Origin of the sequence: Rufibacter radiotolerans (assembly GCF_001078055.1) — a bacterium.
Lineage (GTDB): Bacteria > Bacteroidota > Bacteroidia > Cytophagales > Hymenobacteraceae > Nibribacter > Nibribacter radiotolerans.
Window position 1 is genome coordinate 2,135,714 of sequence record NZ_CP010777.1, and the last position, 24,843, is coordinate 2,160,556.

Here is a 24,843-nt window from a genome sequence, read left to right on the forward strand (position 1 = left end):
GTTTTACAATTTTACCATGCCTTTGGAAATCGATTTCCTTACCGATTTACCAACTTTTCTCAGCATTTCAAATAGATGCACCTCCAAAAAAATTTATTTTTTTAACGTTTTCCCAAAATTAGGTACAAAAACTGAAGTTTTGTTGAAATTATAGATTTTAAAGTCCGTCATTTTAACATATGTTTAATTAGCTTTGCAATAGTTGTCTTCCCAAGGTGGGCTTTCCTATTAAAGCCTTTCCCCTATTTTTACGAAATCGATAACACAACATGAGTAGAACCACCATTCATGATATCGCAAAAGAGCTTAATACCAGCCCCTCTACCGTTTCCAAAGCTTTAAATGACCACCCCTCCATCAGTGCGGCCACCAAAAAATTGATCAAGGAGACGGCCCAGAATCTGAACTACCGCCAAAACCGGCTGGCCAGTTCACTGCGGTCTGGTAGAACCAATATTATTGGTATCCTTATACCCAGCTCAGACATAGGTTTCTTTGGCGCGGTAGTGCACGGGATAGAGAAGGTGGCGCGTGCCAACGGGTATAATATTTTGCTGTTCCAATCTAATGAGACCGGCGAGTACGAGGTGGAAGGTGTGGAGACGCTCCTGCAGACCAGCGTGGACGGAATCATTGCGTCCATTGCCAAAGACACCCCCAACCTGGACCACTTCTATTACGTGAAAAAGCGCAAGGTGCCGCTGGTACTGTTTGACCGGACCAAAGATGAGTTGGGAGCGCCGTCAGTGGTGGTAGATGACTATAAAGGAGCCTTTATGGCCACCGAACATTTGATTCAGCAAGGGTACACCCAGATTGCGCACATATCAGGGCCCCAGCACATCAAGATCTTCAATGACCGCTTGTGCGGGTACGTTGATGCCCTCAAGATGAATAACATGGAAGTAGACGAAGACCTGATCCAATATGGAAGGAACTCCATTGAATCTGGCCGCTTCAGCGCTGAGCGCCTTCTTTCCAGAAACAAGGGAATGGACGCCATTTTTGCGGTGGAAGATTTCACGGCCCTGGGCGCCCTACAGTATTTTAAACAGGAGGGCATAAAAATGCCCGGGGAAATAGGCATGATCGGTTTCGGTAACGAGTCCTTCAGCCCATACGTAACCCCAAGCCTTTCTACCATTGACCAGCAGCCGGCGCGCATGGGCGAAGAGGCCTTTACCTTATTCTTAGAAGCCATGGCCAAAAAAGCAGCCGGCACTGAGGAGACAGAGCTAGTCACAGAACCCAAGAAGATTATTCTGGATCCGGTATTGATCGTCAGGGAATCTTCGGTAATGACTGTGATGGCTTAAGCGCCAATACCGATTGGTTATTTTTCCTGGAGCAAACCGTTTATTAGCTGTTTTCCTGAAAAATGCCCCAAACCAGGACGAGCCTATTGCCGGGCAAATCTCGCATTTGTACCTAATTACCTGCGCCTTTAAAGGTCCTTAAAGATCATTATAACGCTGCGACTTCTGCCTATGGAAGTTTGCTTCACTACCTCGTCATATAATTTGTTGGGCCATTCTTTGAGAATCGGTCAGGCTAAAAAAATTATCAAAGCGTTTTGAGCCTGTTTTCCTAAAAACAGGCTCAAAACAGGCTTTCCGGTAAGTCTATGATTTACACCACTACGCTTTAAGATGATGAAAAAAATCTTGCTGGCCCTCCTTTCCTCTGCGCTCTGTAGCCTTCCACTCTCTTCTTTCTCTCAAAAGGGCCCTATTCCGGCTCACTGGCACAAGGGCGTGACGTATGAGATCTTTGTACGGGCTTTCGCCGATTCTAACGGGGACGGCATAGGCGATATCAAAGGCATGACCAGAAGACTGGATTACCTGCAGGAGCTGGGTGTGAAAGGGGTCTGGCTTATGCCCATCAGCCCCGCCCCTTCTTACCACAAATATGACGTGGTGGATTACAAAGACATTGACCCCGAGTATGGCACCATGGCAGATTTCAAGCAGTTTGTGAAAGAGGCCCATGCCCGGGATATCAAGGTGATCCTGGACATGGTGCCCAACCACAGCAGTTCTTTGCACCCCTGGTTTCAGGCAGCCATGAAAGACCCTAATAGCCCCTATCGTGACTATTATGTCTGGCAGGACAGCGCCAAAGTAAGGGGCCAGGAACATTGGTACAGCCCTAAAGACGCGTCGGGAAAGATTTTGGGTGGTCAGAAATACTACGGCTTCTTCTGGCACGGCATGCCCGACCTCAACTATGACAACCCCAAGGTACGTGCCGAGATGATTGAGGCCGGCAGGTTCTGGCTGAAGGAAGTGGGAATAGACGGTTTCAGGTTAGACGCCGTGCGGCACGTGTACCCAGATGCCGAGGCGGCTAAAAACCATGCCTGGTGGCGGGAGTTTAGAAGGGAACTGGACAAGGTGAAACCGGGCTTTTTCACGGTGGGCGAAGTATGGGCCCCAGACTCCCAGGTGGCGCCGTACCTGCAACAGGGGCTCCATTCCGTGTTTAACTTTGACCTGAGTTTCGCGCTGGTAAAGGCCCTCCAAACCGGGGACGCCGCCGGCCTGGCCCCACTGCATAAACGCATTCAGAATCTCTACCAAACCGTTGATCCTGCCTTTGTGGACGCCACATTTTTGACCAACCATGACCAAAACCGGATCATGAGTGAGGTAGCCGGAAACACAGGCAAAGCCAAAGTAGCAGCCGCTTTGCTCTTGACCCTGCCCGGCTCCCCTTTTCTGTACTACGGCGAAGAATTGGGCATGACCGGCATGAAACCCGACGAGTATATCAGGGAGCCTTTCCTGTGGGCTGATAGCCTCCATTCCCCAGACCGCACCCGCTGGATCTCGCCTAAATACAATACCCAGGAAACCCTAAAGCCCCTACAGGAGCAGCAAAAAGACCAAAGCTCCCTGTGGCATCATTACAAAACCTTGATCAGTCTTCGGGAGAAAAATGAGGCCTTGCATTCTGGTGTTTTGAAACCCATTATATTGCCCTTGTCGCAGGTATCTGCTTTCCGGCGAATCTCCCCTACCCAGCGGCTGGTAGTCGTACACAATACCTCAGACAAAGAAGTTACTGTTGCTATTCCGGGGTTAAAAAAGAGGAAAACCAAGCTGCTTTTCGCTTCCCAGAAAATCATCTGGCAGAAAGACCAGGTAGTGTTGCCGGGCTATGGCTCAGTGGTGCTGGAAGAGAAATAAGAGCTTACACAGCAGCGGTCCGTTTTGGGCCTGCTTTTTGAAAAACAGGCCCAAAACGGACCGCTGATTTTTTACTTTTGAATCTTACAAAACGCCTGGAAGTTAAAAAGCCTTTCTCATTTTCACGTACTCCAACCCATCCCGGCAAAAACATTCCCCTTCGGGTTCCATCCCCATTTTCTGGTAGAATTCTAAGGCCGAGGCACGGGCATGGCACCACACCAAGGTAATGTTTTGGCTGGCCGCCACCGAAAATACATGTTCTAAAAGCTTGCTGCCATAGCCTCTTTTCTGAAAGGTGGGCAGCGTAGCGAATTTCCTGAATTGCGCCTGATGCCCGTTACGGAAAAGAGACACCACCGAGATAATCTGCTGATCCACCATCAACCCAAAATGTTGCCCCTGGTCATCATCCGGTAACTGCACAAAGCTTAGTGGCTTGTTGGGCCACATAACCATCTGCCGAATAAGCCAGGTCTGATCTGCGGATATCTCTTTGATTTCAAGTTTACCGGGCATACTTGCGCTTCCGGAGCCAGAATTTCACCACCCCAAACAGCGCCAGCAACACCAGCGGAATGCCCAGGTTAATGGCCTGCCATTTGGTTCTTTCTTCCCGCAGCTTGAGCTTATCCAGCGGTCTTAACTTGATCTCTTTCCCTCTCAATTCTATCAGTCCCTTTTCATTGAGCAGATAGTCTACCACGTTTTTCAGGAGCTCTTTGTTGGCAAAGCGGGTGCGGGTGAATCGGTCAAAACCCAGTTCCAAAGGCCTCCCCGACCGTGGATCTACCTCGTTGGCCGCCAGATCTCCGTCAGAGAACACCACTATCTGTGAGGCTTTGCTTTCCGGCAGGAACGGAATAGAGGACCCTTCCGGCACCGGCCGGTTTTTGAATACGGATTGGAACTTGCCTTCCAGCAGGTACCCCACCGGAATGGCGTTTTGATTGAAAAGCTTGGGGTAACGGTCTACTCTGGGGTCATTCAAGGAAATGGAAACCGGTGAATCGCGCTTGCGCGAATACTGGGAGGTCCACATAAGCGGGGATTTTTTGATGCCCATGGCTTTCACGGTATCCAGGGAGCTCACAAACTTGGTCTGCACGGCATCCAGGTTGCGGGTAACCGGCAACTCACTGAAGCTATTGATCAAAGGGTAATAGCGCCAGGGCACCAGCTGGGTCTGCGGCTGGTTGCCCATGTACCCTGTTACCATAGGTATGAAGCTGGAATTTAGGTCCTGCACCAGGTCTGGGTTTACGCGCACCCCATACTTAAACAACATGTCCTGCAGGTTGAGGTCATACGGGAACGCCAGGGCGCCTTCCTCCCTCACGCTATCCAGCGAGGCCCGCACGCCGTCCAGCATAAAGAGCAGTTTCCCGCCTCTGATCAGGAACTGATCCATTTTGTATTTGTCCTGCTCAGAAAAAGGCTGGGTAGGTTTCATGAGCACCACCAGGTTGAAGTTGTTCAGGTTGGGTACCTGAGACAGGTTCACGCGGTTCACGGTGTAGTATTCAGACAAGGTGCCCAAGAAATCGGCGGCCTGCGGTAACCAGAGTTCCCCGTGGCCTTGTAGCACACCAATGCGGCCGGCACTGGTGGAAGCTACTTTCTGGATGCCCGTAGCCAGTTCATACTCCAGCCCTTCAATAGATTGGTTTAACCGTTCTTCCGGCGAAGCCGTTTGGCTTCCTTTGAGTAAAGTGGCCGCTGTCTCTTTGCTTCCCGCGGAAATCAAGGCGCCCGGAAAGACGATTTTTTCTACCTTTTTATCTCCTTCCTGCGCAAACAGGTTGGTGGGCTGCAGTCCTTTCTGCGCCAATTGGGTATAGAACTGGTTGCGGGCCTCTTCATTGGTGTTGGCGTTAGGGTCTATAAACTGGTACTGCACCCGACCGTCTGAATACAGCCGGAATTCTTCCAGCATCTCACGTGTGCTGTTCTGCAGGCGCCGGAACCCCGCCGGGAATTCGCCTTCCAGGTACACGGTTATGTTCACCGGCTCCTTCAGGTTGGCCAGTAAGGTTTTGGTTTGGTCTGAGATAGAATAGCGTTTGTCCTCGGTGAGGTCTAGCCGGAAGAAGTAGCGGTTGGCCACAAAGTTGAGGACCAGCAGCAGCCCTACGGCTACCAGGAAAAAGGTCCAGTCATGGCGGCGGCGGCTTTCCACCACCGGCTTTTGCGGATTAGGTTGGGTCTGCTCTACCATTTTCTGCTCTCCAATACAAGTTTAGTGGCTAGTAGCATAATGGTGATCACGCTCAGGAAATACAGCACATCACGGGAGTCTATCAGGCCCTTACTGATGGCGTTGTAGTGGTAAGAGATGCCTAACTGCGCGATGTAGTAAGAAAAGGTACCCCACGCATCTATAGAGGCCAGCAGATCAAACCCGGTGTACACCAGGTAACACAGGAACACCGCCAGGATAAAGGCCACAATCTGGTTCTCCGTAAGCGACGACGCAAACACGCCCATGGCCACAAACACGGCCGCCAGAAATACCAGCCCCAAGTAAGATCCTGCAACGGCCGCTGAATCTATGTTGCCCACCGGGTCGCCCAGTTGGTACACGCTTACATAATACAGCAAGGACGGCAACAGGGCAAACAGTACCAGCAGCAAGCAGGCGAAGTATTTGCCTAGCAGCAATTGAGTATCTGACAAAGGCTTGGTCAGCAGCAGTTCCATAGTGCCGCCCTTCCGCTCTTCGGCGAAGGTGCGCATGGTAATGGCCGGAATCAGGAACAAAAACAGCCAGGGTGCCAGCAGGAAAACGCTCTGCAGATCGGCGTAGCCGTAGTCCAGCACGCTGCTGTCTGGGAACACCCACATAAACAGCCCCGTGGCCACCAGAAACACCCCAATGACTATATAGCCGATAAGAGAGTTGAGGTAGGAATTGAATTCTTTGGAAAGGATGGCGAACATAATTTTTTAGACACAGGTATCAAGACACAAGTATCAGGATTTGGTTAGCTTAAGGGTTGAGTTATTATTCTGCCTTCTGTTTTGGGCCTGTTTTGGAGAAAACAGGCCCAAAACAGAAATGGCTATTTGCCGCTGTTGGTCAGTTCCTGGAACAGCTTCTCCAATGAGTTCTCTTCCTGCTGAAGCCCTACCAGCGGCCAGCCCTGCTCCCCGGCCATCCTAAAAATAGCCGACCTAAGGTCTGAAGTTGAGCCAGCCACAATGCGGTATTTCAACGCACCGGCGAGCTCTACCCTTTCCACTCCGGGCAAAGAAAGCAAGGCTTTTTCCGGGTGCACGTCTGACTCAAACTCAGCCAGGATTCTGGTTTCCTGGCGGCCCATGTTTTTGAGTTCGGCCACGGGACTGTCTGCCACCAGTTTGCCTTGGTTAATGATGAGCACACGGTCACAGAGGGCGCTGACTTCCTGCATGATGTGGGTGGAGAACAGCACCGTTTTGGATTGGCCCACCTCTTTGATCAGTTGCCTGATCTCTACAATCTGGTTAGGGTCCAAGCCGGTGGTGGGCTCATCTAAAATTAAAACCTGGGGGTCATGGATAAGCGCCTGCGCCAACCCAACCCGCTGGCGGTAGCCTTTTGACAAGGCGCCAATCTTTTTGTGGCTCTCGCGGGTGAGGCCACACAAATTCACCATTTCATCGGTGCGGGCTTTCACCTGGCCGCTTCCCAGGCCGTGCAGTTTCCCAACAAAATGGAGGTATTCGCGCACGTACATGTCCAGGTACAGCGGGTTGTGCTCGGGCAGGTACCCTACCTGCCGCCGGACTTCCATGGGTTGCTCCAGCACGTCAAACCCATTCACCAGCACCGTTCCGCTGGTAGGCGGAAGGTAGCAGGTGGCAATTTTCATGGTCGTGGATTTTCCGGCCCCGTTGGGTCCCAGAAAGCCTACAATCTCACCCGTGCCCACCGTAAATGACACATGGTCCACGGCGGCCTGGGTCCCATAGAGTTTGGTAAGGTCTTTTATCTCAATTCCCATGTAGGCAGATTAGGCTTTCTTTGGCTCAGGCCTTCCCTTGGGCATAAGCGGGCGCACCTCAATATCCACGTGGTGGTAGTTGGGCGGCGACTGCAGCACGTGCAGAATGGTAGAGGCAATATCCTCGGGCTGCATCATGTTCTTAGGGGCGGTGCCGGTGCCTTCAAAGCCGTCAAAGAAGGCGGTGGCGGTAGAGCCCGGGTAAATACAGGTCACCTTCACGCCAAACGGACGAACCTCTTTGAACAAAGCCTGGGAAATTCCGCGTACCGCGAACTTGGTGGCGCAGTAGCCGCTCATGTTCTCAATACCGGTAAGGCCGGCAATGGAGGAGATGTTGATGATATGGCCCTCCATCTGCTTTTTCATTTGAGGCAACACCAGGCGCGTGCAGTAGAATATACCGTTAACGTTGGTATCCATCATGGTGAGCCAGTCTTTGGGGCTCATGGTATCCATTGCACCCTGAATGCCCAGGCCGGCATTGTTAATGAGCACAGATATGTTCTGCCGAAGGCGCTCCACGGTCTGCTCAAAGGCGGTCCAGACCGATTGCTCGTGGCGCACATCGCACTCAAAGAAATAAAAATCAGGGTGTGAAATTTTAGGGCGGGAACGGCTCCAACTTACTACGGTGGCGCCTTGCTCCAATAGTAACTTGGCGGCAGCCAGGCCTATACCGCTGCTGGCTCCGGTAATCACTACTACTTTTCCTTCTAGTTCCATATATGGTTTACGCTAGTAGATTCAACTTCCTTTCAAAATTAGTCAAAAGCGGGTTATTGTGGTTAGTTGTTCGTGATTAGTTACTAGTAGTTAGTAATGGAAGGCTGCTTATAGACCGAGGTTTGAAATCCAAGAACAAGGCATTTTCCTAAAACACACCTATCCGTTTTTGGCCTGTTTTCTGAAAAAAACCCTCAAAACGCCTTTACATTATCTATAGGATTACCCTTTTTTTCCCTGACAACTAATTACTAAACACTAAATACTAGTAACTAAATATCTCCTAACTGCGGCCTCAGCAGCAATTCTTCAATGACGGTGTTTTTAGACAGGCAGTGGGCGGTGAAAATGGCCTGGGCTACATCTTCGGGTTTCATGAAGCGGTCTTTGGGCAGGTCTACTCCTTCCCAGCTGGCGGTGAAGGTGGCACCCGGCAGAACGGCAGTGACCCGAATTCCGTGTTCTTTGAGTTCTTCGCGCAGCACGCGGGTCATGCCGTAGAGGGCATGCTTAGCTATACAGTAGGAGCCTCCGTTGGTGTAGGCCGTCACGCTGGCCGTGGAGCAGATGGTGAAGATATGCCCATCGCGGCGCTTGATCATGTCGCCTACCAGGCCTTTGGTCAGGTCATAGGCGCTGTAAAGGTTGGTGTTGATCATTTCGCGCAGCACGGTCTCACTCTCCTCATGGATCATGCCCGGTATGAAAAAGCCGGCGTTGTTCACCAGCACGTCAATCTTTACTTTCAGGGTTTTGATGTACTCCAGAAAGCGCTTAATCTCCCCTTCCTGCCCTACGTCTACGGCCTGGTAGAAAACCTTTGAGAAGGTGAAATCACGCTCAATCTCCAGTTTCAGTTTCTTCAGGTCCTGCTCATGGCGGGCGCAGGTGATTATATGGAACCCTTCGGCCGCGAAACGGTCTACAATGGCTCTGCCAATGCCTTTCGTGCCGCCGGTCACCACTATATATTTTTGCATGACAATGATGTTTTTTCTTTTTTCAACGTAATATAGGCATTTGAAACATAGAATGGCCTAAGGGCCTGCATTTGCGGCTGCGCCGCAAAACCATTTTCTTACCTCCCACATGAAAACCTTTGGTGCCTTTTTACTCTTCCTGTCCACCCTGGTAAAACGGGGAGAGTCTTTCAAAATCCTCTTTAACAGGGTCATAGATGAAGCCATTCTTATTGGTATTGATTCCATCTTTATTGTGGGGGTGGTCTCTTCCTTTATTGGGGCGGTAACCTGCGTGCAGATTTCCTACAACCTCACCAACGCGCTTATCCCTAACTCCACCATCGGGTTTATGGTGCGGGAGATGACCATTCTGGAACTGGCCCCCACCATCACCTCTATTGTGCTGGCCGGCAAGGTGGGTTCCAATATTGCCGGCGGGCTGGGTACCATGCGCATCACAGAGCAGATAGACGCCCTGGAAGTAATGGGAATCAACTCTGCCTCTTACCTGGTTTTGCCTAAAATCATTGCCTCCCTGCTGGTGTTCCCTATGCTGGTGATCATCTCCATGTTCTTGTCCATTCTGGGCGGGTATCTGGCCGGAACGCTATCGGGTGCCTTGTCTGGGCAGGAATATATCATTGGCCTTAGGTCCTCGTTCATTCCGTATAACATCACCTTCGCCCTGATCAAGTCTTTTGTATTTGCCTTTCTAATAGCCTCCATTTCTTCTTACCAGGGCTATTTTACCTCTGGGGGTGCCCTGGAGGTAGGCCGGGCGAGTACCAATGCCGTGACCAGCAGCGTGATTGCCATCTTAATTGCCGACTACGTTCTTGCCCAGGTGCTGCTCTAAACGTAGGACCGCCTTAGGGCTACCTATTCAGATTTTACCAACATGATTGAAATACATAACATCCAGAAAAGCTTTAACGGTAAAAAGGTGCTGAAAGGCATTAGTGGCGTCTTTGAATCTGGGAAGATGAATATGCTGTTAGGCGCCAGCGGTACCGGAAAAAGCGTGCTGCTTAAATGCATTGTAGGTCTGGTAAAGCCAGACGTAGGCAGCATTACCTATGATGGCCGTATCTTCGCCAACAACAAACTGGACATTAAACAGGAAATACGCCGTAAGATTGGCATGCTGTTCCAGGGCGGGGCCTTGTTTGACTCCATGAACGTGAACGAGAACGTGGAATTCCCCTTGATCATGCTCACCGACATGGGCAAGGCCGAACGAAAAGAGCGGGTAGAGTTTTGTTTAAAGCGCGTAGGGCTGGAAAACGCCGGAAACTTGATGCCCTCTGAACTCAGCGGCGGGATGAAGAAACGCGTTGGCATTGCCCGCGCCATTGCGCCCCATTGTACCTACTTGTTCTGTGATGAGCCCAACTCTGGCCTGGACCCTTTGACCGCCCTTAAGATTGACGAACTCATTAAGGAGATCACGGAGGAATATGACATCACCACCATTGTGGTAACCCATGACATGAACTCGGTGCTGGAGTACGGAGACAACGTCATGTTCCTGTATGAGGGTAAAAAACTCTGGGAAGGCCATAGCAGCACCATTATGGACACCCACGTGAAAGAACTCAACGACTTCATCTTCTCTAACCGCCTCATGCGGGACGCCAAAAAGATTGAGCAGATTGAAGAGGAAGAACAGAATAAACTGGAAGAGGAAGAAGAGCAGAAAAAAGAAGAAAACAGGTAACCCATCCCCTAATGCAAATCCTGTTTTAGGGTCGTTTTACTAAAAACGGTCCTAAAACAGGATTCTGTAAAAAAGCCAGTTTCCCTTTCTAATAAGTTATAGGATTGTAGCGAAAGCAAAAGCCCCGGCTTCTGGTTTAACTCAGGAGCCGGGGCTTTTGCTTTCGTTTATAATAAGCGCTTAGAGCTCGAACAGGATACCGGCAATGGTAGCGGTCATCATACAGGCAATGGATGCGCCTAAGAGGGCTCTTAGGCCTAGCTTAGATAGGTTACCTTGCTGGTTAGGAGCCATGCCGCCAATACCGCCAATCTGGATGGCAATAGAACTGAAGTTAGAGAACCCGCAGAGAGCGTAGGTAGCCAAAATGATGGATTTAGGAGCGATGGTTCCTTCTGCTTTCATCTTAGCCAAATCAAGGTAAGCCACAAATTCGTTCACCGCGGTTTTCTGCCCTAAAAGGCTACCCACCTGCAAGGTGTCTTCCCAAGGGCTACCCATTAAAAAGGCGAATACCCTAAAGATCTGCCCTAAGATGTACTGGAAGTTAAGTCCTTCAAACCGACCACCGGTAGAGCTTACGATCATCTCGTTTAAGCCGGAGTAAGAACCCATGCTCATCAAAATAGAATTCAATAGGGCAATCACGGCAATAAAGGCTAAAAGCATACCACCCACGTTCAAGGCCAGTTTCAGTCCATCGGCGGCGCCGGTAGACATGGCGTCAATGATGTTCACGCCCAAAGACTCTTTGTTTACTTCCAGTTCGGTGTTGATCTTATCTCCTTCAGTTTCTGGTACCAGAATCTTGGCCATGACAATACCCGCCGGGGCGTTCATGATAGAGGCCGTTAAGAGGTGGGCCGCAAAAATAGCCTGCTGCACAGGGTCACCGCCGCCCAGGAACGCTACGTAAGCTGCCAGTACGCCACCTGCCAGCGTAGCCATACCCCCCGTCATAAGACACATGAGCTCAGACTTGGTCATGTTCTGGATGAAGGGCCTTACCAATAAAGGAGCCTCTGTCTGGCCCAGGAAGATGTTACCGGCCGCTGAAAGGCTTTCCGCGCCAGACAGCCGCATGCCTTTAGACATGACCCAGGCAATCCCAAACACAATCTTCTGCAAAACGCCCAGGTAATAAAGGCCCGCGGTTACGGTAGAAAAGAAGATGATGGTGGGTAATACGTTAAAGGCGAAAATGAAGCCAATTCCGGTCTTGGAACCCGGGTTGGCCAATTCCCCGAAAAGGAAGGAAGACCCTGCGCTGGAGAAGCTCAACAGTTTCACAAAGCCTTCACTCACGGCCTCAAAACCGGCTTTTATAAATCCTACTTCCGTTACCAGCACCCCAAAGATGATCTGGATGAGGACACCTACTCCCACCAGTTTCCAACTAATGGCCTTGCGGTTGGTGGAGAAGAGAATGGCAATACCAATAAGAACAAAATAGCCGATGGCTCCCTGAAGAACAGATAACATAGAGGTCAAATATCGCCAAAAATAAGCCAAATTATGGTCATAAAAAAAAGTCTTGAGCCAGGCCCAAGACTTTTTCTTTGTATGCTTTAAAAAGGCTAATTCCGTTTGTTCAATTCATCCCGGATCTTGGCCGCTCTTTCATAATCTTCTTTCTCCAGCGCCTCATTCAGCATCTTATTAAGCTCTTCCACAGAAACCTCTGTAATGTTGCTCTTGCCGGCAGATGGGGTAGACGCGCTGGGCGTGGAAGTGGATGAGGTAGGGATTTCGTCGGTTTCCTCTTCCTCCTCCTCCTCGTCCATGTCGCTCAGGATAATGCCTGCCTCAGATAGAACGGATTCAACGGTATAGATAGGAACCCCAAAACGCAGGCCAATGGCAATGGCATCTGAGGGGCGGGCATCCAGCTCAAACTCCTTCTCGCCATCAGTGCAGACAATCTTGGAGAAAAACACGCCTTCTTTCAGGTCTGAGATCATAATCTCTTGCACGCTTACGTCCATTTGCTGGGCAAAAGACTTAAAAAGGTCATGGGTCAGCGGCCGGGTAGGATTAATCTTCTCAATCTGAATGGCAATGGATTGTGCCTCAAACATCCCAATAATGATGGGCAAACGCCGGGTACCGTCCTTCTCCCCTAATACCAGGGCAAAAGAACCGGACTGCGACTGGCTTGATGACAAACCCAAAATCTCTAGCTCAATTTTCTTCACAGTTTCTCTCGTCTTTGTCTATAAAGCTTTGGCAGCTTCTATCAATTTAGGAACAATCTCCAGGGCATCTCCTACAATACCGTAATCTGCGGCTTTAAAGAAGGGTGCTTCCGGATCTTTATTGATAACGACAATTACTTTAGAAGAGTTAACCCCTGCCAGGTGCTGGATGGCCCCAGAGATACCCACGGCAATGTATAAATTAGGGCTAACGGTGATACCGGTCTGGCCAACGTGCTCATGGTGAGGTCTCCAGCCCACGTCTGCCACCGGTTTGGAGCAGGCGGTGGCGGCACCTAAAGTTTTAGCTAATTCTTCAATCAAATGCCAGTTTTCAGGCCCTTTCAGGCCTCTTCCGCCTGAAACTACCACTTCGGCCTCGGTTAACAGGATGTCTCCGGACTGTTTAATGGTTTCTTTGGGGGCGGCCACGAAGTCTGCGTCAGAAAGGTCAGCCGAGAAATTCTCTACCGTGGCGGTGGCCCCGGCAGTGGTGTCAAATTCCAGCGCGTTTTTCTTTACCGCAATTATTTTTTTGTCTGAAGTCAGTTCTACCTCAGAGAACGCCTTCCCGGAGAATACCCCGCGGCGTACGGTAAAGGTAGATCCGTTGATCTGGGGCAGAGACACCACATTGGTAGCCAGGCTGGCGATTAGTTTAACGGCCAGGCGGCTGCCAATGGCGGCGCCGATGTTGGAGTTAGACAGCACAATCACGCTGGAGTTTTCCTGCTCGGCGGCTTTGGCAATCACTTTCACATAGGCCGCGCCCACAAAATCATGAAGACGCTTGTCATTGTCTAACAACACTTTAGTAATCCCCTGCTCACCCAGGCCTTTAAGGGCATCTGGCTGCACATCACCAATGGCAACGGCCGTGGCCGTGGTACCCAGGTCAGCGGCTACTTTGCTCCCGTACGAAGCGGCTTCCAAAGAAGACTTTTTCACTTCGCCGTTCGCGCATTCTATTACAACTAATACGGACATGCTTATAGAACTTTAGCTTCGTTACGTAATAATTTAATCAGCTCACCGGCATTCTCGGCAGGAATCATCTTCACGCCAGACTTGGCCGGCGGAAGTTCATACTTCTGCACGCTGGTTTTGGCTTCCTGGCCCACCGGCTCCACTACCTGCAAAGGCTTGGTGCGAGCGGTCATGATGCCGCGCATGTTAGGGATGCGGGGCTCAGACATAGGCTGCTGGGCACTGGCCACCAAGGGCAGCGCCACTTCTATGATTTCCTTTCCGCCTTCAATCTCGCGCTCCAGGGTGGCGGTAGAACCGTTCACGTCCAGCTTCATGGCCGGCGCAATGGTGGGAATTCCCATCAGTTCGCCCACCATGCCATGTACCTGGAAACCGTTGTAGTCAATGGACTCGCGGCCCATTAAAATAAGGTCATACCCGCCTTCTTTAGCGTAGTGCGCAATCTGCTGCGCCACCAAAAAGGCATCGGTGGGTTTAATATTTACTCGTATGGCATCATCGGCGCCAATGGCCAACGCTTTTCTGATGTTTGGCTCCGTATCTGCCTCCCCTACATTCAACACCGTCACCGTTCCACCCTGGGCTTCTTTGAGCTCAATGGCGCGGGTCAAGGCATACTCGTCATACGGATTTATCACAAACTGTACCCCGGCCGTGTTAAACGATTTACCGTCAGGGGTAAAGGTTATTTTAGTGGTGGTATCAGGAACGTTGCTAATGCAAACTAAGATCTTCATTTGACTTAGGGTTAGCGGATTTAAGTTAATTTTGTGGGCAATTTAAAGAATAATTCATCAAATGGAAACGACTAACAGCAGATTGACGCAACTCCTGGCCTTCTATGAGCAGGATCCTACAGATCCGTTCACCATATACGCCATAGCCACGGAATACCGCCCTAACAACGTTGAGAAAGCCCGTTTTTTTTACGAGAAACTGTTAGCCGAACATCCTGAGTATGTAGGTACTTATTACCACGCGGCCAGCCTCTACCTGCAGTTAGAGGAACCGGAACTCGCCAAGCAAGCTTACCACAAAGGCATGCAGGTAAGCCGGCAACAAGGCCAGCTCCACGCCTTTTCTGAGTTGCAGCAAGCCTACAACCAGATGATGGGTTTAGACTACGAAGATGACTAAAATTTAGTTGGCATGCATACTACTTTGGCTGTTTTTTGCCTGTTTCATGCAAAACGGGCTTAAAATGGCTTTAGATAGCTTTTTAAGGAGGGGTATTTTTTGACGGACCTGGTGCCTTTCAAGGTTTTGCCTCTGAGACGGCTTCCATTTAGATAAGTATGCGTGACTGAAATAAGCCAACCAGAAGCAAAAGACAGAAGGATTGTCACTTACAGCTTCTGCACTTGTAACTTCTCGCACACTGTCTGGCTAAGGGATTGAGCGGTATGACCCAGGTATTTAACGACCATACTGCCGTCAAAGGCTTCCACAGACACAATCTCCAGGTTCACGCCCAGGCTCAGCTGTTTGCTGTTCAGGTATTTGAGAAACTCCGTGGAGGAATTGGCCAGGGCCTCTAACCGTACCTGCTCTCCTGCCTGACAGGTGCTCAGCTTAAGTAGCGGCTTGCGGTCCACTTGCCCGTTTTTATCTGGGATAGGCGAGCCATGGGGATCTACCGTAGGGTGCCCCATCAAGTCATCCATTTTGTCAAAGAAGGCCCAGGAGGTAATGTGCTCCACCTGCTCGGCGATCTCATGCACTTCTTCCCAGCCAAAACCCATTTTCTCCACCAGGTACATTTCGGTGAGCCGATGTTTCCGGATAATGAGGGCGGCCTCTTTGCGGCCTTTGGCGGTTAAGACCAACGGGCGGTATTTCTCATAGACCACCAAGTCTTTGGCATGCAGCTTTTTCACCATGCTGTTCACCGTAGGGGTACTCACCTCCAGCAAGATGCCCAAATCAGAGATATTCACCTCACTGGCCTCGTTGGCCAGGGTGAACAGGGCTTTCAGATAATTTTCCTCGGTGTGGGTGACCATTAGCGGTGACGGATTAAAAACAAATATATACAATCCCGTTTAAAAATAAAGTTAGAGTATTCTAACTTATTAGTTTCATAGCTCGTACTTATTCTACAACTTTGGATTTGCGTATGGCTATGAAATATTTACTTCTCCTTTTTATCTCTTCCTCCGTTTTTGCACAAACTGCTAACCTGTCCGGGACCATCACCCACCAGGGCCAACCAATCGCTTTTGCCACCGTGGCCCTCCAGGGAACTTCCTTGGGTTCTTCCTCTAATGACAAAGGCTTTTATCAAATCCAGAATATCCCCGAAGGGAAATACCAGGTAACGGTGTCAGCCCTTGGTTATGTCTCTCAACAAAGATCCGTAACTCTGAAAAGTGGGGAGAAGGTGGAAATGCATTTCCAGTTGAGGGAAGCCACCGCGGCTTTAAAAGAAGTGGTCATTTCCGGCACCATGAAAGAAGTCACCAAATTGGAGAGCCCGGTGCCAGTAGAAGTGTATACCGCTAAGTTCTTCCAGGCAAACCCCGCCCCTTCCTTATTTGAGTCTATGCAGCACGTGAATGGGGTCCGGCCGCAGCTTAATTGCAACGTCTGTAACACCGGCGACATCCATATTAACGGCTTAGAAGGACCCTACACCATGGTGCTGCTGGACGGTATGCCCATAGTGAGCGGGCTCTCCACGGTATATGGGTTGACAGGTATTCCGCAGGCACTATTGCAACGGGTGGAAGTAGTAAAAGGCCCCGCCTCTACGCTCTATGGCTCAGAGGCCGTGGGAGGCCTGATCAACATCATCACCAAAAAGCCCGAAACCGCCCCTCTATTCTCGGCAGACGTGTTCACCACCACCTGGGGTGAAGTGAACGCCGATTTGGGTCTGAAGACGAAAGTGGGTCAAAAAGCGAACTCCTTGCTGGGCGTCAGTTATTTCAACTACCAGAATCCCATTGACAACAACAAAGACGGTTTCACCGATGTGACCTTGCAGCACCGCATTTCATTATTCAACAAATGGACCTTTAACAGGAAAGAAGACCGGACCTTCTCGGTGGCAGGGCGTTACGTGTATGAAGACCGGTGGGGCGGACAAATGAACTGGACCCCGGCCTTTAGAGGAGGCGACAGCATTTACGGGGAGAGTATTTACACCAAGCGCTGGGAACTGTTCGGGGTGTACCAGTTGCCGGTGAAAGAGACAATTAATTTCCAGTTCAGCACCAACGGGCATGACCAGAATTCGGTGTACGGGCAGACTGTTTTCCTGGCCAGCCAGTACATTGGGTTCGGGCAACTGACCTGGCAAAAATCGCTGGGCGCCCGGCATGATCTGCTGGCCGGTTCTGCCCTGCGGTATACGTATTATGATGACAATACCCCCGCCACTGCCAAACCAGGGGTAACTCCAGAAAACCAGCCCACCCATACCCTCTTGCCCGGTGTTTTCCTGCAGGATGAAGTGGCCCTGAACGACCAGAACAAGGTGTTGTTGGGGCTGCGGTATGACTACAATTCCCGGCATGGCTCTATCTTCACCCCGCGCCTGAACTACAAATGGACCTCTGCAGACCGTCTGCACACGCTTCGCCTTAGCGCCGGCAACGGCTACCGGGTGGCCCACGTGTTCACCGAAGACCACGCGGCCCTCACTGGCGCCCGCGAGGTGGTTTTTGAGCAGGAGCTTCGGCCCGAGACCTCCTGGAACGTGAACCTCAATTACGTGCGGGAGATCTACACCTCCAAGGATAATTTCATAGCCCTGGATGGCAGCATTTTCTATACCCGCTTCAATAACCGCATCTTGCCCGATTATGATACCAACCCCAACCAGATCATTTACCGCAACCTGGCCGGCACCGCCGTCTCCAAAGGCATCTCCCTTAACCTGGACATGACCTGGACAAACGGGTTGAAAATACTGGCCGGTGGTACGGTGATGGAGGTGTATAAAAAGGAGAACGGCGAAAAAACCAGGCAACTCCTCACGGAGAAAGTATCTGGGGTCTGGAACATTGGCTATGCCTTCGGGAAATCTGGGTTTTCAATAGATTATACGGGTAATGTGTACGGCCCCATGGCGCTACCGCTCTTAAGCCCACTTGATGACCGGGCGGCCATCTCTCCCTGGTGGAGCATACAGAACCTGCAGCTTACCAAGCGCTATAAAAGCGGCTGGGAATTTTATGGTGGGGTGAAAAACCTGCTCAACTACACCCCGCCGGCCAACAGCATTGCCCGCGCCTTTGACCCCTTTGACAAGAAAGTGAAATTCAATGCCCAGGGACAGGCCATGGCCACCCCTGATAACCCTCAGGCCCTTACCTTTGACCCCACCTACGTCTTTGCGCCTAACCAAGGCATCAGAGGGTTTCTAGGCCTGAGGTATACTTTCCAGTAAAAGCCACCTACTGGAAACGGCAAATTTTACCCGTATCTTTCGGGCCTGAAGTGAACGTCAATTTCTTTTGCAGCCTAATGCAGCGGTTAAGAAGTTTGGTTCTTCAGGTTTACAGCTGCCTTTTCCAAAGCTTCGTCTACTGGTTTAAAGGTAAGCCTATGCACAGGTATTGAAATAATATGAAGGAATATTCCCCTGAAATAAGGACTGTAAATGTAACCCGGTACGTCACGCCGCTGCGCGAAGGGGGCTCTTTGCCCGCCATTGTAGAGGCCGACGATGATTTCCTGTACGTGCTCAAATTCAGGGGCGCAGGCCAGGGAATAAAAGCCCTCATAGCCGAACTGATTGCCGGGGAATTGGCCCGGGCGCTTGGTTTACGCGTACCGGAGATCGTATTCGCCCACTTATCTGAAGCCTTTGGGCGCACCGAGCCAGACGAGGAGATCCAGGATTTGTTGCGGTTTAGCGAAGGCCTGAACCTGGGGCTGCATTTCCTGTCCGGTGCCATTACCTTTGATGCCCTGGTGACCACGGTAGACCCTACCTTAGCCTCGCAGATTGTGTGGCTGGACTGCCTGATCACCAACGTGGACCGTACCGCCCGCAACACCAACATGCTCATGTGGCACAAGGAACTGTGGCTCATTGACCACGGCGCCGCCTTTTATTTCCACCATAACTGGCCCAACATTGAGGAGCAGGCCAAGCGGCCGTTTCTACAGATCAAAGACCACGTGTTGCTGCCTAAGGCCAGCGAACTGGAAGCCGTAGACGCCGCCTATAAGAAAATCCTCGCCCCGGAATTGCTCCACCAGATTGTGGCCCTTATCCCAGACGACTGGCTGGTGCACGACTCCCCTTTTGCTACCGCTCAGGAACACCGCCAGGCTTACGTTCAGTTTTTAGAGACGCGCCTGACCCACTCAGAAGTTTTTGTCAAAGAAGCACAGCATGCAAGAAAAGGACTTGTTTGAGTACGCCGTTTTACGGGTGGTACCAAGGGTTGAACGGGAGGAGTTCATGAACGTAGGTGTTGTGCTGTTTTGCGCGGCGCAGGGTTTTCTGCAGGTGAGAATCACCCTGAACGAAGACCGCCTCAAAGCTTTCTCCGCTGATCTGGATTGTGGCGAAGTGCGTAAACGCCTCAAGGCATTTGAACAAATCTGCGCCGGCCGCAAAGAGGGTGGCACCATTGGCCAGTTCGCCATTGCCTCCCGGTTCCGGTGGCTCACCTCTACTCGCAGCACCATACTGCAGATTTCAGCCGTGCACCCCGGGCTCACCGCAAATGCCGCAGAAACTTTAGAGCACCTGCACACCCAGCTGGTGCTGTAACAGTTTTTGCCAAATTCTATGAGAAGCGTGCCTCAAGCCATAGCTGTTTTAAGCCTGTTTTACAGAAAACAGGCCTAAAACAGGACCTTGTATAAGTGTGAATGGCTTTTTTATTAAACAAAAGGTAGCTTTGGCGAAAACCAATTTCCTTACCCCAGATATTCCAACCATGGAAGTAAAAGATAGCAACGGCACCCTCCTGCAGGAAGGAGATTCAGTAACCGTCATCAAAGATTTAAAAGTAAAAGGTTCTTCTACCGTGATCAAGAGAGGCACCATTGTCAAGAAAATCCGCCTGACAGAGGATGAGGGGGAAATTGAGGGAAAGGTGGAGAAGACGACCATGGTATTGAAGACCATGTTTTTGAAGAAAGTGTAGATATTTAAATCATAGGAGCGCTAAAAGAGAAGTCTCCCGTTTTGGGCCTGTTTTTTAGAAAACAGGCCCAAAACGGGAGACTTCTCTTTATGGGTTTATTCTCAACAGAACCTTATTTCCCAAAGAGCTTATAGCCTAAACTCACGATCACCTGGTTATTTTTAATATCCGCAGAGCCTGCGTTGGCGTCATTGTAGGAACGTTTCAGGCTCTCATACCGAACATCGGCGGTGAACCGGGAGATATCTATGCCGCCCCCCACCTGGTAGCCCCATTCTGAATTTTCCAGGTACTGGTCAATTTTATCGTCCCCAATATCCCCGTCTAACAAAACAGAGGCTACTGGTCCGCCATAGGCCCGGAAGAAAGCCAACTTATAGCCTACCAGCAGCGGGACATCTAAATGCGTGAACCCTAATTTCTCAACAATGGTACCTTGCTGGGTGTCATCATATTTTATTTCTCCCCCAGATTTGGAGAGCAGCACCTCGGGCTGTAACATAAAGCCCAACACATTGGCCCGCACAAAAATACCGGCGTGGTACCCCTTTATATCGCCCCCTTCCTTAAACTTTTGGAAGGAGCCTTGCGGGTCTTTTATATCTATGTTAGATGAGCTCATGCCCCCCTTTATACCCAGAGAAACCTGCGCCTGGGCCAGAAAACCCATCAAAAGAAAAACCACCGAAAATAGGATACTCTTTTTCATAATCAATTTTCTATGCTATCTATAAAATGATATTTCAACATTATTGAGGCTGCCCTACCTAGCCCTTAAAACCTAGTCCAGCTTAAAAATATTCTCCCTGTTCTAGGCTTGGATAGCCAAATCAACCCAGTGTATACTTGAGGGATGAGATTTAATCCTAACCACATATAACGGCCACTTCATGGCTGACGAAGTCTAGCTGGGTTGTAAAGCAAACGTCAATATTACTATCAATATTTCAAACTTTAAAACAAAGCAAACAAGCTTAAACCCAATTATGGCAGCCCATAAACGGTCCTGCCTACCCTTGTACCAATTAGGCAAAGGCTGAAAGCAAATTATCAGCCAAAAAATTCGGAAGGGTGATTTTATCTCGCATTCGGCTATCTACTTTACCGGCAGAGAGTAGAAAATCAAACCAAATAATTGCAACACCTCACCGGATTCACGTTCTTTCCAATGTTTGACATTTCAGAAGCTTCCATGAAATCCCTTAACCCAATTCTTCTTTTTCTGATCACCACGCTTTTAGCCTGTTCTTCACCCCAGCAAAAAACAAAAGAAAGGACTTATGGTGTGCTGGTGTTTTATAAAACGGCGGGTTTTTACCACAACTCTATTCCGGCGGGTCTGGTGGCTCTTCAGGAATTGGGGAAGGAGCATGCCTTCACGGTAGATACCACCAATAATGCGGCTGTGTTCACGGCTGAATCTTTAAAAAAGTACCGGGCTGTCATCTTTCTGAGCACCACCCAGAACGTGCTGGACCCAGCGCAGGAGAAAGCCATGGAAGGGTATATCAAAGCAGGCGGAGGCTTTGTGGGCATCCATGCCGCCACCGACACCGAATATGACTGGCCCTGGTACAACCAATTGGTGGGCGCCCAGTTTGCTAGTCACCCGGCCATACAGGAGGCCACGGTGCGGGTACTTGATCATAAACACCCCGCCACTTCTTTTCTACCGGCCAGTTGGCAGCGGAAAGACGAATGGTACAACTTCAAAAACATCAGCCCCAACATTAAGGTATTGGCAACCCTTGATGAAGCCACCTATACCGGGGGCCAAAACGGAGACCACCACCCTATTGCCTGGTATCATGCTTTTGACGGAGGAAGAGCGTTTTATACCGGCGGCGGACATACCAAGGAAAGCTTCCAGGAACCTCTATTTCGGCAGCATCTTTTAGGTGGCATACTGTACGCCATGGGCAAGAAATAGGGGTGCCGGGCAAAAGTTGTTTTAGGTAAGCCATTTCTGGCTTTCTAAGAAAAAAGGCATTAAGAAGTATTAAAAGAAAGAGGGAGCGTTTTGGGTCTGTTTTTGCAAAAACAGACCCAAAACGCTCCCTCTTCTATGCACTACCTTATGGGTTTTCAGCCCAAGGACAGAGTGCTGGTTTTACTGAACCACCACCTGCAAGGTTCTGGCCGTGCCGCCTGTGATGATTTTGCACAGGTACAGGCCTGGCGCCAGGGAACGGCCATTCCCCCCTATCAGCTTTTGCTGCACCGTCTGGGTACCTGCTCCCTGGCGGCCCAGGGAGCGCTGCACCACTTTTCGCCCTAACTGGTCATATAGTTGCAGGCTTACCTCACTGGAAGAAACCAAGTTGTAGCGCAGTGTCACTTCGCCAGCGCTAGCTGGGTTAGGGAATACCACTGCATTCTTTACCAACGCAGACTCCTCATCGGTTTTGGTAAGGATGCTACCGTTAGAGAGGCGCTTGGTGGTATAGATTCGGTACTCGCCTGGCTGCAGGGTAATGCTCTGGTTCACGCTGGAAACCGAATAGCTCTGGCCGGTCACGTAATCATACCAGGTCCCTGTTCTCTGGAACCGTGGGTCAATGGTACCTGAAGCCACGCCAAAGTTCCCTAAGATAGCCACGTCCATGTCTGGGTGCTGAATATGGATGGTCTTCATGGCGTTGGCCAGGTTCAGAGTGAAATCACCAGACTCAAAGGCAGGCTCGTTGATCTTGAGCTTAATAAGGGCCGTGTACACATTGTATAGCTTCTTGCGATCCGCCTCCTGGTAGTAGTTCCAGAGGATAGGCTTATCGCCGGTTCGGCCGTTTTGGTTAATGGAGATGTCATAGCCCAGCTCTCCAAACTGCCACACCATTTTAGGGCCCGGAATGGTGAAGAAGAAGGCGCTGGTGAGCTGCATGCGCTGCAAGGCCGTTGTCAGGTTCTGGATACTGTAGTTCCCGTTGATATTGCCATAGGCCAGGGCTTCCACCATCAGGCGCTCCTCGTCGTGGCTTTCCATGTACCCTACCACGTTGGGGCTGGTCCAGTTGCGCTGCTTATAGGAGATCCAGTTGAAGTTGGAGTCATTGGTGTAGCCTAGCGCCGCCTGCTTGTAATTGCCGTGCAGGTTGCCCCAGAGCATCATGCCGTGGTTAGACAGCACCGTCTCCTCTGAGTTATCCGCGAAGTGCTCCAAAATCACATAAGCACTGTTGTCTACCGTCCATAAGTGGTCGGCCATGCGCTTCAGGAGATCAATCCGGCTCTGGTCATACTGGCCCCAGGCGCTTACGCTCCCCAAGGTCTGTTTCTGGGTGAACCCTTTGGAAAGGTCAAACCGGTAGCCGTCAATTTTGTATTCGCGCAGCCAATACTCCGTTACGCGGTCCACAAAATACTTGGTGGCGGCACTTTCATGGTTGAAATCATGGCCCACGTTGTAATCATGCTTCGGGTCTGGGTTAAACCAGGGGTTTTCCGGAGTGGTTTTGCCGGTAGAGGGGTTATAGTACAGCTGCACCATAGGCGACTGCCCGAAGGAATGGTTTAAGGCAATGTCCATGATCACGGCTATGCCGCGGGCGTGTGCCTCGTCTATAAAACGCTTGAGCGTCTCTTTGGGTCCGTAATATTTGTCTGGCGCAAAATAATACACCGAGTTGTAGCCCCAGCTGAGGTTCCCCTCATACTCATGGATGGGCAGCAGTTCAATGGCATTGATGCCCATGCGGGTAAGGTAATCCAGGGTGTCGGTGAGGGTTTTGTAGTCATGCTTGGCAATAAAATCACGCACCAGCAGCTCATAGATCACTAGGTCCGTTTTCTTGGGCTTGGAGAAGTTGGTCACTTTCCAGTTATAGGCCGGCTGGTTGGTCTGGAACACCGAAACCATGCCCGTGGCCTTTCCAGCGGGGTACGCCTTCAGGTTTGGGTACGTCTCCGCAGAAATGTAGCGGTCTTCATTGGGGTCCAGGGTTTTCTCTGTGTAAGGATCTCCTATGCGCAGGGTTTCATCTACCAGGTATTGGTAGGCGTATTCCTGACCGGGCGCCAGGTTATCAATCTGCACCCAGTAGCGGGCCCCATCAGCGGTTCTGTTCATCTGGGTCGCGCCCACCTGCCAGTTATTGAAATCGCCCACCACGTACACACTTTGCTTGTTGGGCGCATACAGGTTAAGCAAGACGCTGGTACTGCTCAGATAGGTTACCCCATCTTTGGCATTAGCGGGCAGAGCCTGCGTGTTGGTGGCCGTGCGCACCACGTAGGTAAAGGAATCAACTGCCGTGGTGGCGCCACTCTGGGCTACCAGTTTCACTTTGTTAAAGCCCAGCTGAGTGGCAGTGAGGGTGGTTTGGATGGTAGAAGCGTTGGCCTCTTGTTTCACCTTGGTGCCATTCACAAAAAGTTGGAGCGTAGCATTGGTAGAAGAGGTAGCGGTCACCGGAATGCTTGCGCCTTGGTTCACAAAGATGCCGTTCATCCCTACCGTAGGTTGGGTAAAAGCAACATTGATGGCACCCGCCATGTAGATGGGCACTTTGATGTCCTTGCCGCCGGTGTCCTTGCCTTCCTTCGTGCCGGTCCCGTTCCGGAACACAAACATAATTGCCTTGATCTCCTCAGACGCCGGCACGTTGTAATAGGTTCTGGGGGTGATGGTGATCCGGTAAAGGTTGTTACCCAGGGAGGTCATCAAAGCGGCGGGGGTATTGGAGTTCCAGGGCGCCTTTACATACTTCCAGTCAGAGTCAGAAGTGCTCAGGTTGGTTATGACCCCGGTATGAGCGTAAACGGGTTCGCTCACGTTGGCCAATCCGCCCGTGCCTTTAGAGGCATCAAAGGTAATAGTGACGGGCTCATTATGAGTAGGATACGTGGGGGACCAGGTCACCACCTGCGCCTGTACCGCCTGTACCAGCAATAAAACCAGCAACAAGCCAAGCAAACGGAACGTAGTTTTCATGCGATAGGCTATTTTATATTCTAAATGGAAAATTAG

At 50.6% G+C, this 24,843-nt stretch carries 23 protein-coding genes; 10 read left to right on the forward strand and 13 right to left on the reverse strand.

What is annotated here, in order from left to right; translation table 11 throughout:
- The first annotated feature begins 269 nt into the window (after nucleotides 1-269).
- Nucleotides 270-1,316: a LacI family DNA-binding transcriptional regulator gene (locus TH63_RS08900; RefSeq protein WP_048920641.1), complete on the forward strand. Its 1,047-nt coding sequence runs from the start codon at nucleotides 270-272 to the stop codon at nucleotides 1,314-1,316.
- A gap of 333 nt (nucleotides 1,317-1,649) precedes the next feature.
- Nucleotides 1,650-3,191: an alpha-amylase family glycosyl hydrolase gene (locus TH63_RS08905; RefSeq protein WP_048920642.1), complete on the forward strand. Its 1,542-nt coding sequence runs from the start codon at nucleotides 1,650-1,652 to the stop codon at nucleotides 3,189-3,191.
- A 102-nt stretch (nucleotides 3,192-3,293) separates the two neighbouring features.
- On the opposite strand, the gene TH63_RS08910 is transcribed toward TH63_RS08905, so the two are convergent.
- The 6 genes from TH63_RS08910 to TH63_RS08935 form a co-directional block, all read right to left on the reverse strand.
- A complete protein-coding gene (locus TH63_RS08910) occupies nucleotides 3,294-3,710 on the reverse strand; it encodes a GNAT family N-acetyltransferase (protein ID WP_048920643.1) in 417 nt (138 codons plus the stop codon).
- A complete protein-coding gene (gene gldG, locus TH63_RS08915) occupies nucleotides 3,700-5,409 on the reverse strand; it encodes a gliding motility-associated ABC transporter substrate-binding protein GldG (RefSeq protein ID WP_048920644.1) in 1,710 nt (569 codons plus the stop codon). Before gldG ends, TH63_RS08910 begins: the two co-directional genes overlap by 11 nt.
- Nucleotides 5,403-6,131 (reverse strand): gliding motility-associated ABC transporter permease subunit GldF, encoded by a 729-nt coding sequence (gene gldF / locus TH63_RS08920; RefSeq protein WP_048920645.1) that lies wholly within the window; start codon nucleotides 6,129-6,131, stop codon nucleotides 5,403-5,405. Before gldF ends, gldG begins: the two co-directional genes overlap by 7 nt.
- A gap of 122 nt (nucleotides 6,132-6,253) precedes the next feature.
- Nucleotides 6,254-7,177 (reverse strand): gliding motility-associated ABC transporter ATP-binding subunit GldA, encoded by a 924-nt coding sequence (gldA, locus tag TH63_RS08925; protein WP_048920646.1) that lies wholly within the window; start codon nucleotides 7,175-7,177, stop codon nucleotides 6,254-6,256.
- A 9-nt stretch (nucleotides 7,178-7,186) separates the two neighbouring features.
- Complete coding sequence (locus TH63_RS08930) at nucleotides 7,187-7,903, reverse strand: SDR family oxidoreductase (protein ID WP_048920647.1); 717 nt, start codon at nucleotides 7,901-7,903, stop codon at nucleotides 7,187-7,189.
- A gap of 272 nt (nucleotides 7,904-8,175) precedes the next feature.
- Nucleotides 8,176-8,883: an SDR family NAD(P)-dependent oxidoreductase gene (locus tag TH63_RS08935; RefSeq protein WP_048920648.1), complete on the reverse strand. Its 708-nt coding sequence runs from the start codon at nucleotides 8,881-8,883 to the stop codon at nucleotides 8,176-8,178.
- 109 nt (nucleotides 8,884-8,992) lie between these two features.
- On the opposite strand from TH63_RS08935, the gene TH63_RS08940 reads away from it, so the two are divergent.
- Both TH63_RS08940 and TH63_RS08945 read left to right on the forward strand, forming a co-directional pair.
- Nucleotides 8,993-9,721, forward strand: coding sequence for an MlaE family ABC transporter permease (locus tag TH63_RS08940; protein ID WP_048920649.1), 729 nt, complete (start codon nucleotides 8,993-8,995; stop codon nucleotides 9,719-9,721).
- Nucleotides 9,722-9,763: 42 nt separating this feature from the next.
- Nucleotides 9,764-10,582: an ABC transporter ATP-binding protein gene (locus TH63_RS08945; RefSeq protein ID WP_048920650.1), complete on the forward strand. Its 819-nt coding sequence runs from the start codon at nucleotides 9,764-9,766 to the stop codon at nucleotides 10,580-10,582.
- Between the two features lie 180 nt (nucleotides 10,583-10,762).
- Here TH63_RS08945 and TH63_RS08950 read toward each other — a convergent pair whose 3' ends face one another.
- The 4 genes from TH63_RS08950 to TH63_RS08965 all read right to left on the reverse strand — a co-directional run bounded on the left by TH63_RS08950 (nucleotide 10,763) and on the right by TH63_RS08965 (nucleotide 14,504).
- A complete protein-coding gene (locus TH63_RS08950; protein WP_048920651.1) occupies nucleotides 10,763-12,064 on the reverse strand; it encodes a NupC/NupG family nucleoside CNT transporter in 1,302 nt (433 codons plus the stop codon).
- Nucleotides 12,065-12,159: 95 nt separating this feature from the next.
- Nucleotides 12,160-12,777 (reverse strand): bifunctional nuclease family protein, encoded by a 618-nt coding sequence (locus tag TH63_RS08955; protein ID WP_048920652.1) that lies wholly within the window; start codon nucleotides 12,775-12,777, stop codon nucleotides 12,160-12,162.
- 18 nt (nucleotides 12,778-12,795) lie between these two features.
- Entirely contained in the window at nucleotides 12,796-13,764 is a 969-nt protein-coding gene (locus tag TH63_RS08960) for an electron transfer flavoprotein subunit alpha/FixB family protein (protein WP_048920653.1), read from the reverse strand.
- A gap of 2 nt (nucleotides 13,765-13,766) precedes the next feature.
- A complete protein-coding gene (locus TH63_RS08965) occupies nucleotides 13,767-14,504 on the reverse strand; it encodes an electron transfer flavoprotein subunit beta/FixA family protein (protein ID WP_048920654.1) in 738 nt (245 codons plus the stop codon).
- A gap of 61 nt (nucleotides 14,505-14,565) precedes the next feature.
- Between TH63_RS08965 and TH63_RS08970 the strand changes: the two genes are divergently transcribed.
- On the forward strand, nucleotides 14,566-14,904 hold the full coding sequence (locus tag TH63_RS08970; RefSeq protein WP_048920655.1) for a tetratricopeptide repeat protein: 339 nt from the start codon (nucleotides 14,566-14,568) through the stop codon (nucleotides 14,902-14,904).
- 209 nt (nucleotides 14,905-15,113) lie between these two features.
- Here TH63_RS08970 and TH63_RS08975 read toward each other — a convergent pair whose 3' ends face one another.
- Nucleotides 15,114-15,770, reverse strand: a complete 657-nt coding sequence (locus TH63_RS08975) for a metal-dependent transcriptional regulator (RefSeq protein WP_048920656.1) — start codon at nucleotides 15,768-15,770, stop codon at nucleotides 15,114-15,116.
- A 113-nt stretch (nucleotides 15,771-15,883) separates the two neighbouring features.
- Here TH63_RS08975 and TH63_RS08980 point away from each other — a divergent pair, with 113 nt between their 5' ends.
- The 4 genes from TH63_RS08980 to TH63_RS08995 all read left to right on the forward strand — a co-directional run bounded on the left by TH63_RS08980 (nucleotide 15,884) and on the right by TH63_RS08995 (nucleotide 19,877).
- A complete protein-coding gene (locus TH63_RS08980; RefSeq protein ID WP_048920657.1) occupies nucleotides 15,884-18,160 on the forward strand; it encodes a TonB-dependent receptor in 2,277 nt (758 codons plus the stop codon).
- Nucleotides 18,161-18,339: 179 nt separating this feature from the next.
- Complete coding sequence (locus TH63_RS08985) at nucleotides 18,340-19,137, forward strand: HipA family kinase (protein ID WP_048920658.1); 798 nt, start codon at nucleotides 18,340-18,342, stop codon at nucleotides 19,135-19,137.
- Nucleotides 19,115-19,498: a DUF3037 domain-containing protein gene (locus tag TH63_RS08990; protein WP_048920659.1), complete on the forward strand. Its 384-nt coding sequence runs from the start codon at nucleotides 19,115-19,117 to the stop codon at nucleotides 19,496-19,498. The genes TH63_RS08985 and TH63_RS08990 overlap by 23 nt, the downstream gene beginning before the upstream one ends.
- 169 nt (nucleotides 19,499-19,667) lie before the next feature.
- Nucleotides 19,668-19,877: an alkylphosphonate utilization protein gene (locus TH63_RS08995; protein ID WP_048922701.1), complete on the forward strand. Its 210-nt coding sequence runs from the start codon at nucleotides 19,668-19,670 to the stop codon at nucleotides 19,875-19,877.
- Between the two features lie 112 nt (nucleotides 19,878-19,989).
- Here TH63_RS08995 and TH63_RS09000 read toward each other — a convergent pair whose 3' ends face one another.
- A complete protein-coding gene (locus TH63_RS09000; RefSeq protein ID WP_076606448.1) occupies nucleotides 19,990-20,586 on the reverse strand; it encodes an outer membrane beta-barrel protein in 597 nt (198 codons plus the stop codon).
- Between the two features lie 576 nt (nucleotides 20,587-21,162).
- Here TH63_RS09000 and TH63_RS09005 point away from each other — a divergent pair.
- Nucleotides 21,163-21,807, forward strand: a complete 645-nt coding sequence (locus TH63_RS09005) for a ThuA domain-containing protein (RefSeq protein ID WP_316931961.1) — start codon at nucleotides 21,163-21,165, stop codon at nucleotides 21,805-21,807.
- Nucleotides 21,808-21,987: 180 nt separating this feature from the next.
- On the opposite strand, the gene TH63_RS09010 is transcribed toward TH63_RS09005, so the two are convergent.
- Complete coding sequence (locus TH63_RS09010) at nucleotides 21,988-24,807, reverse strand: DUF4961 domain-containing protein (RefSeq protein ID WP_076606449.1); 2,820 nt, start codon at nucleotides 24,805-24,807, stop codon at nucleotides 21,988-21,990.
- Nucleotides 24,808-24,843 lie beyond the last annotated feature (36 nt).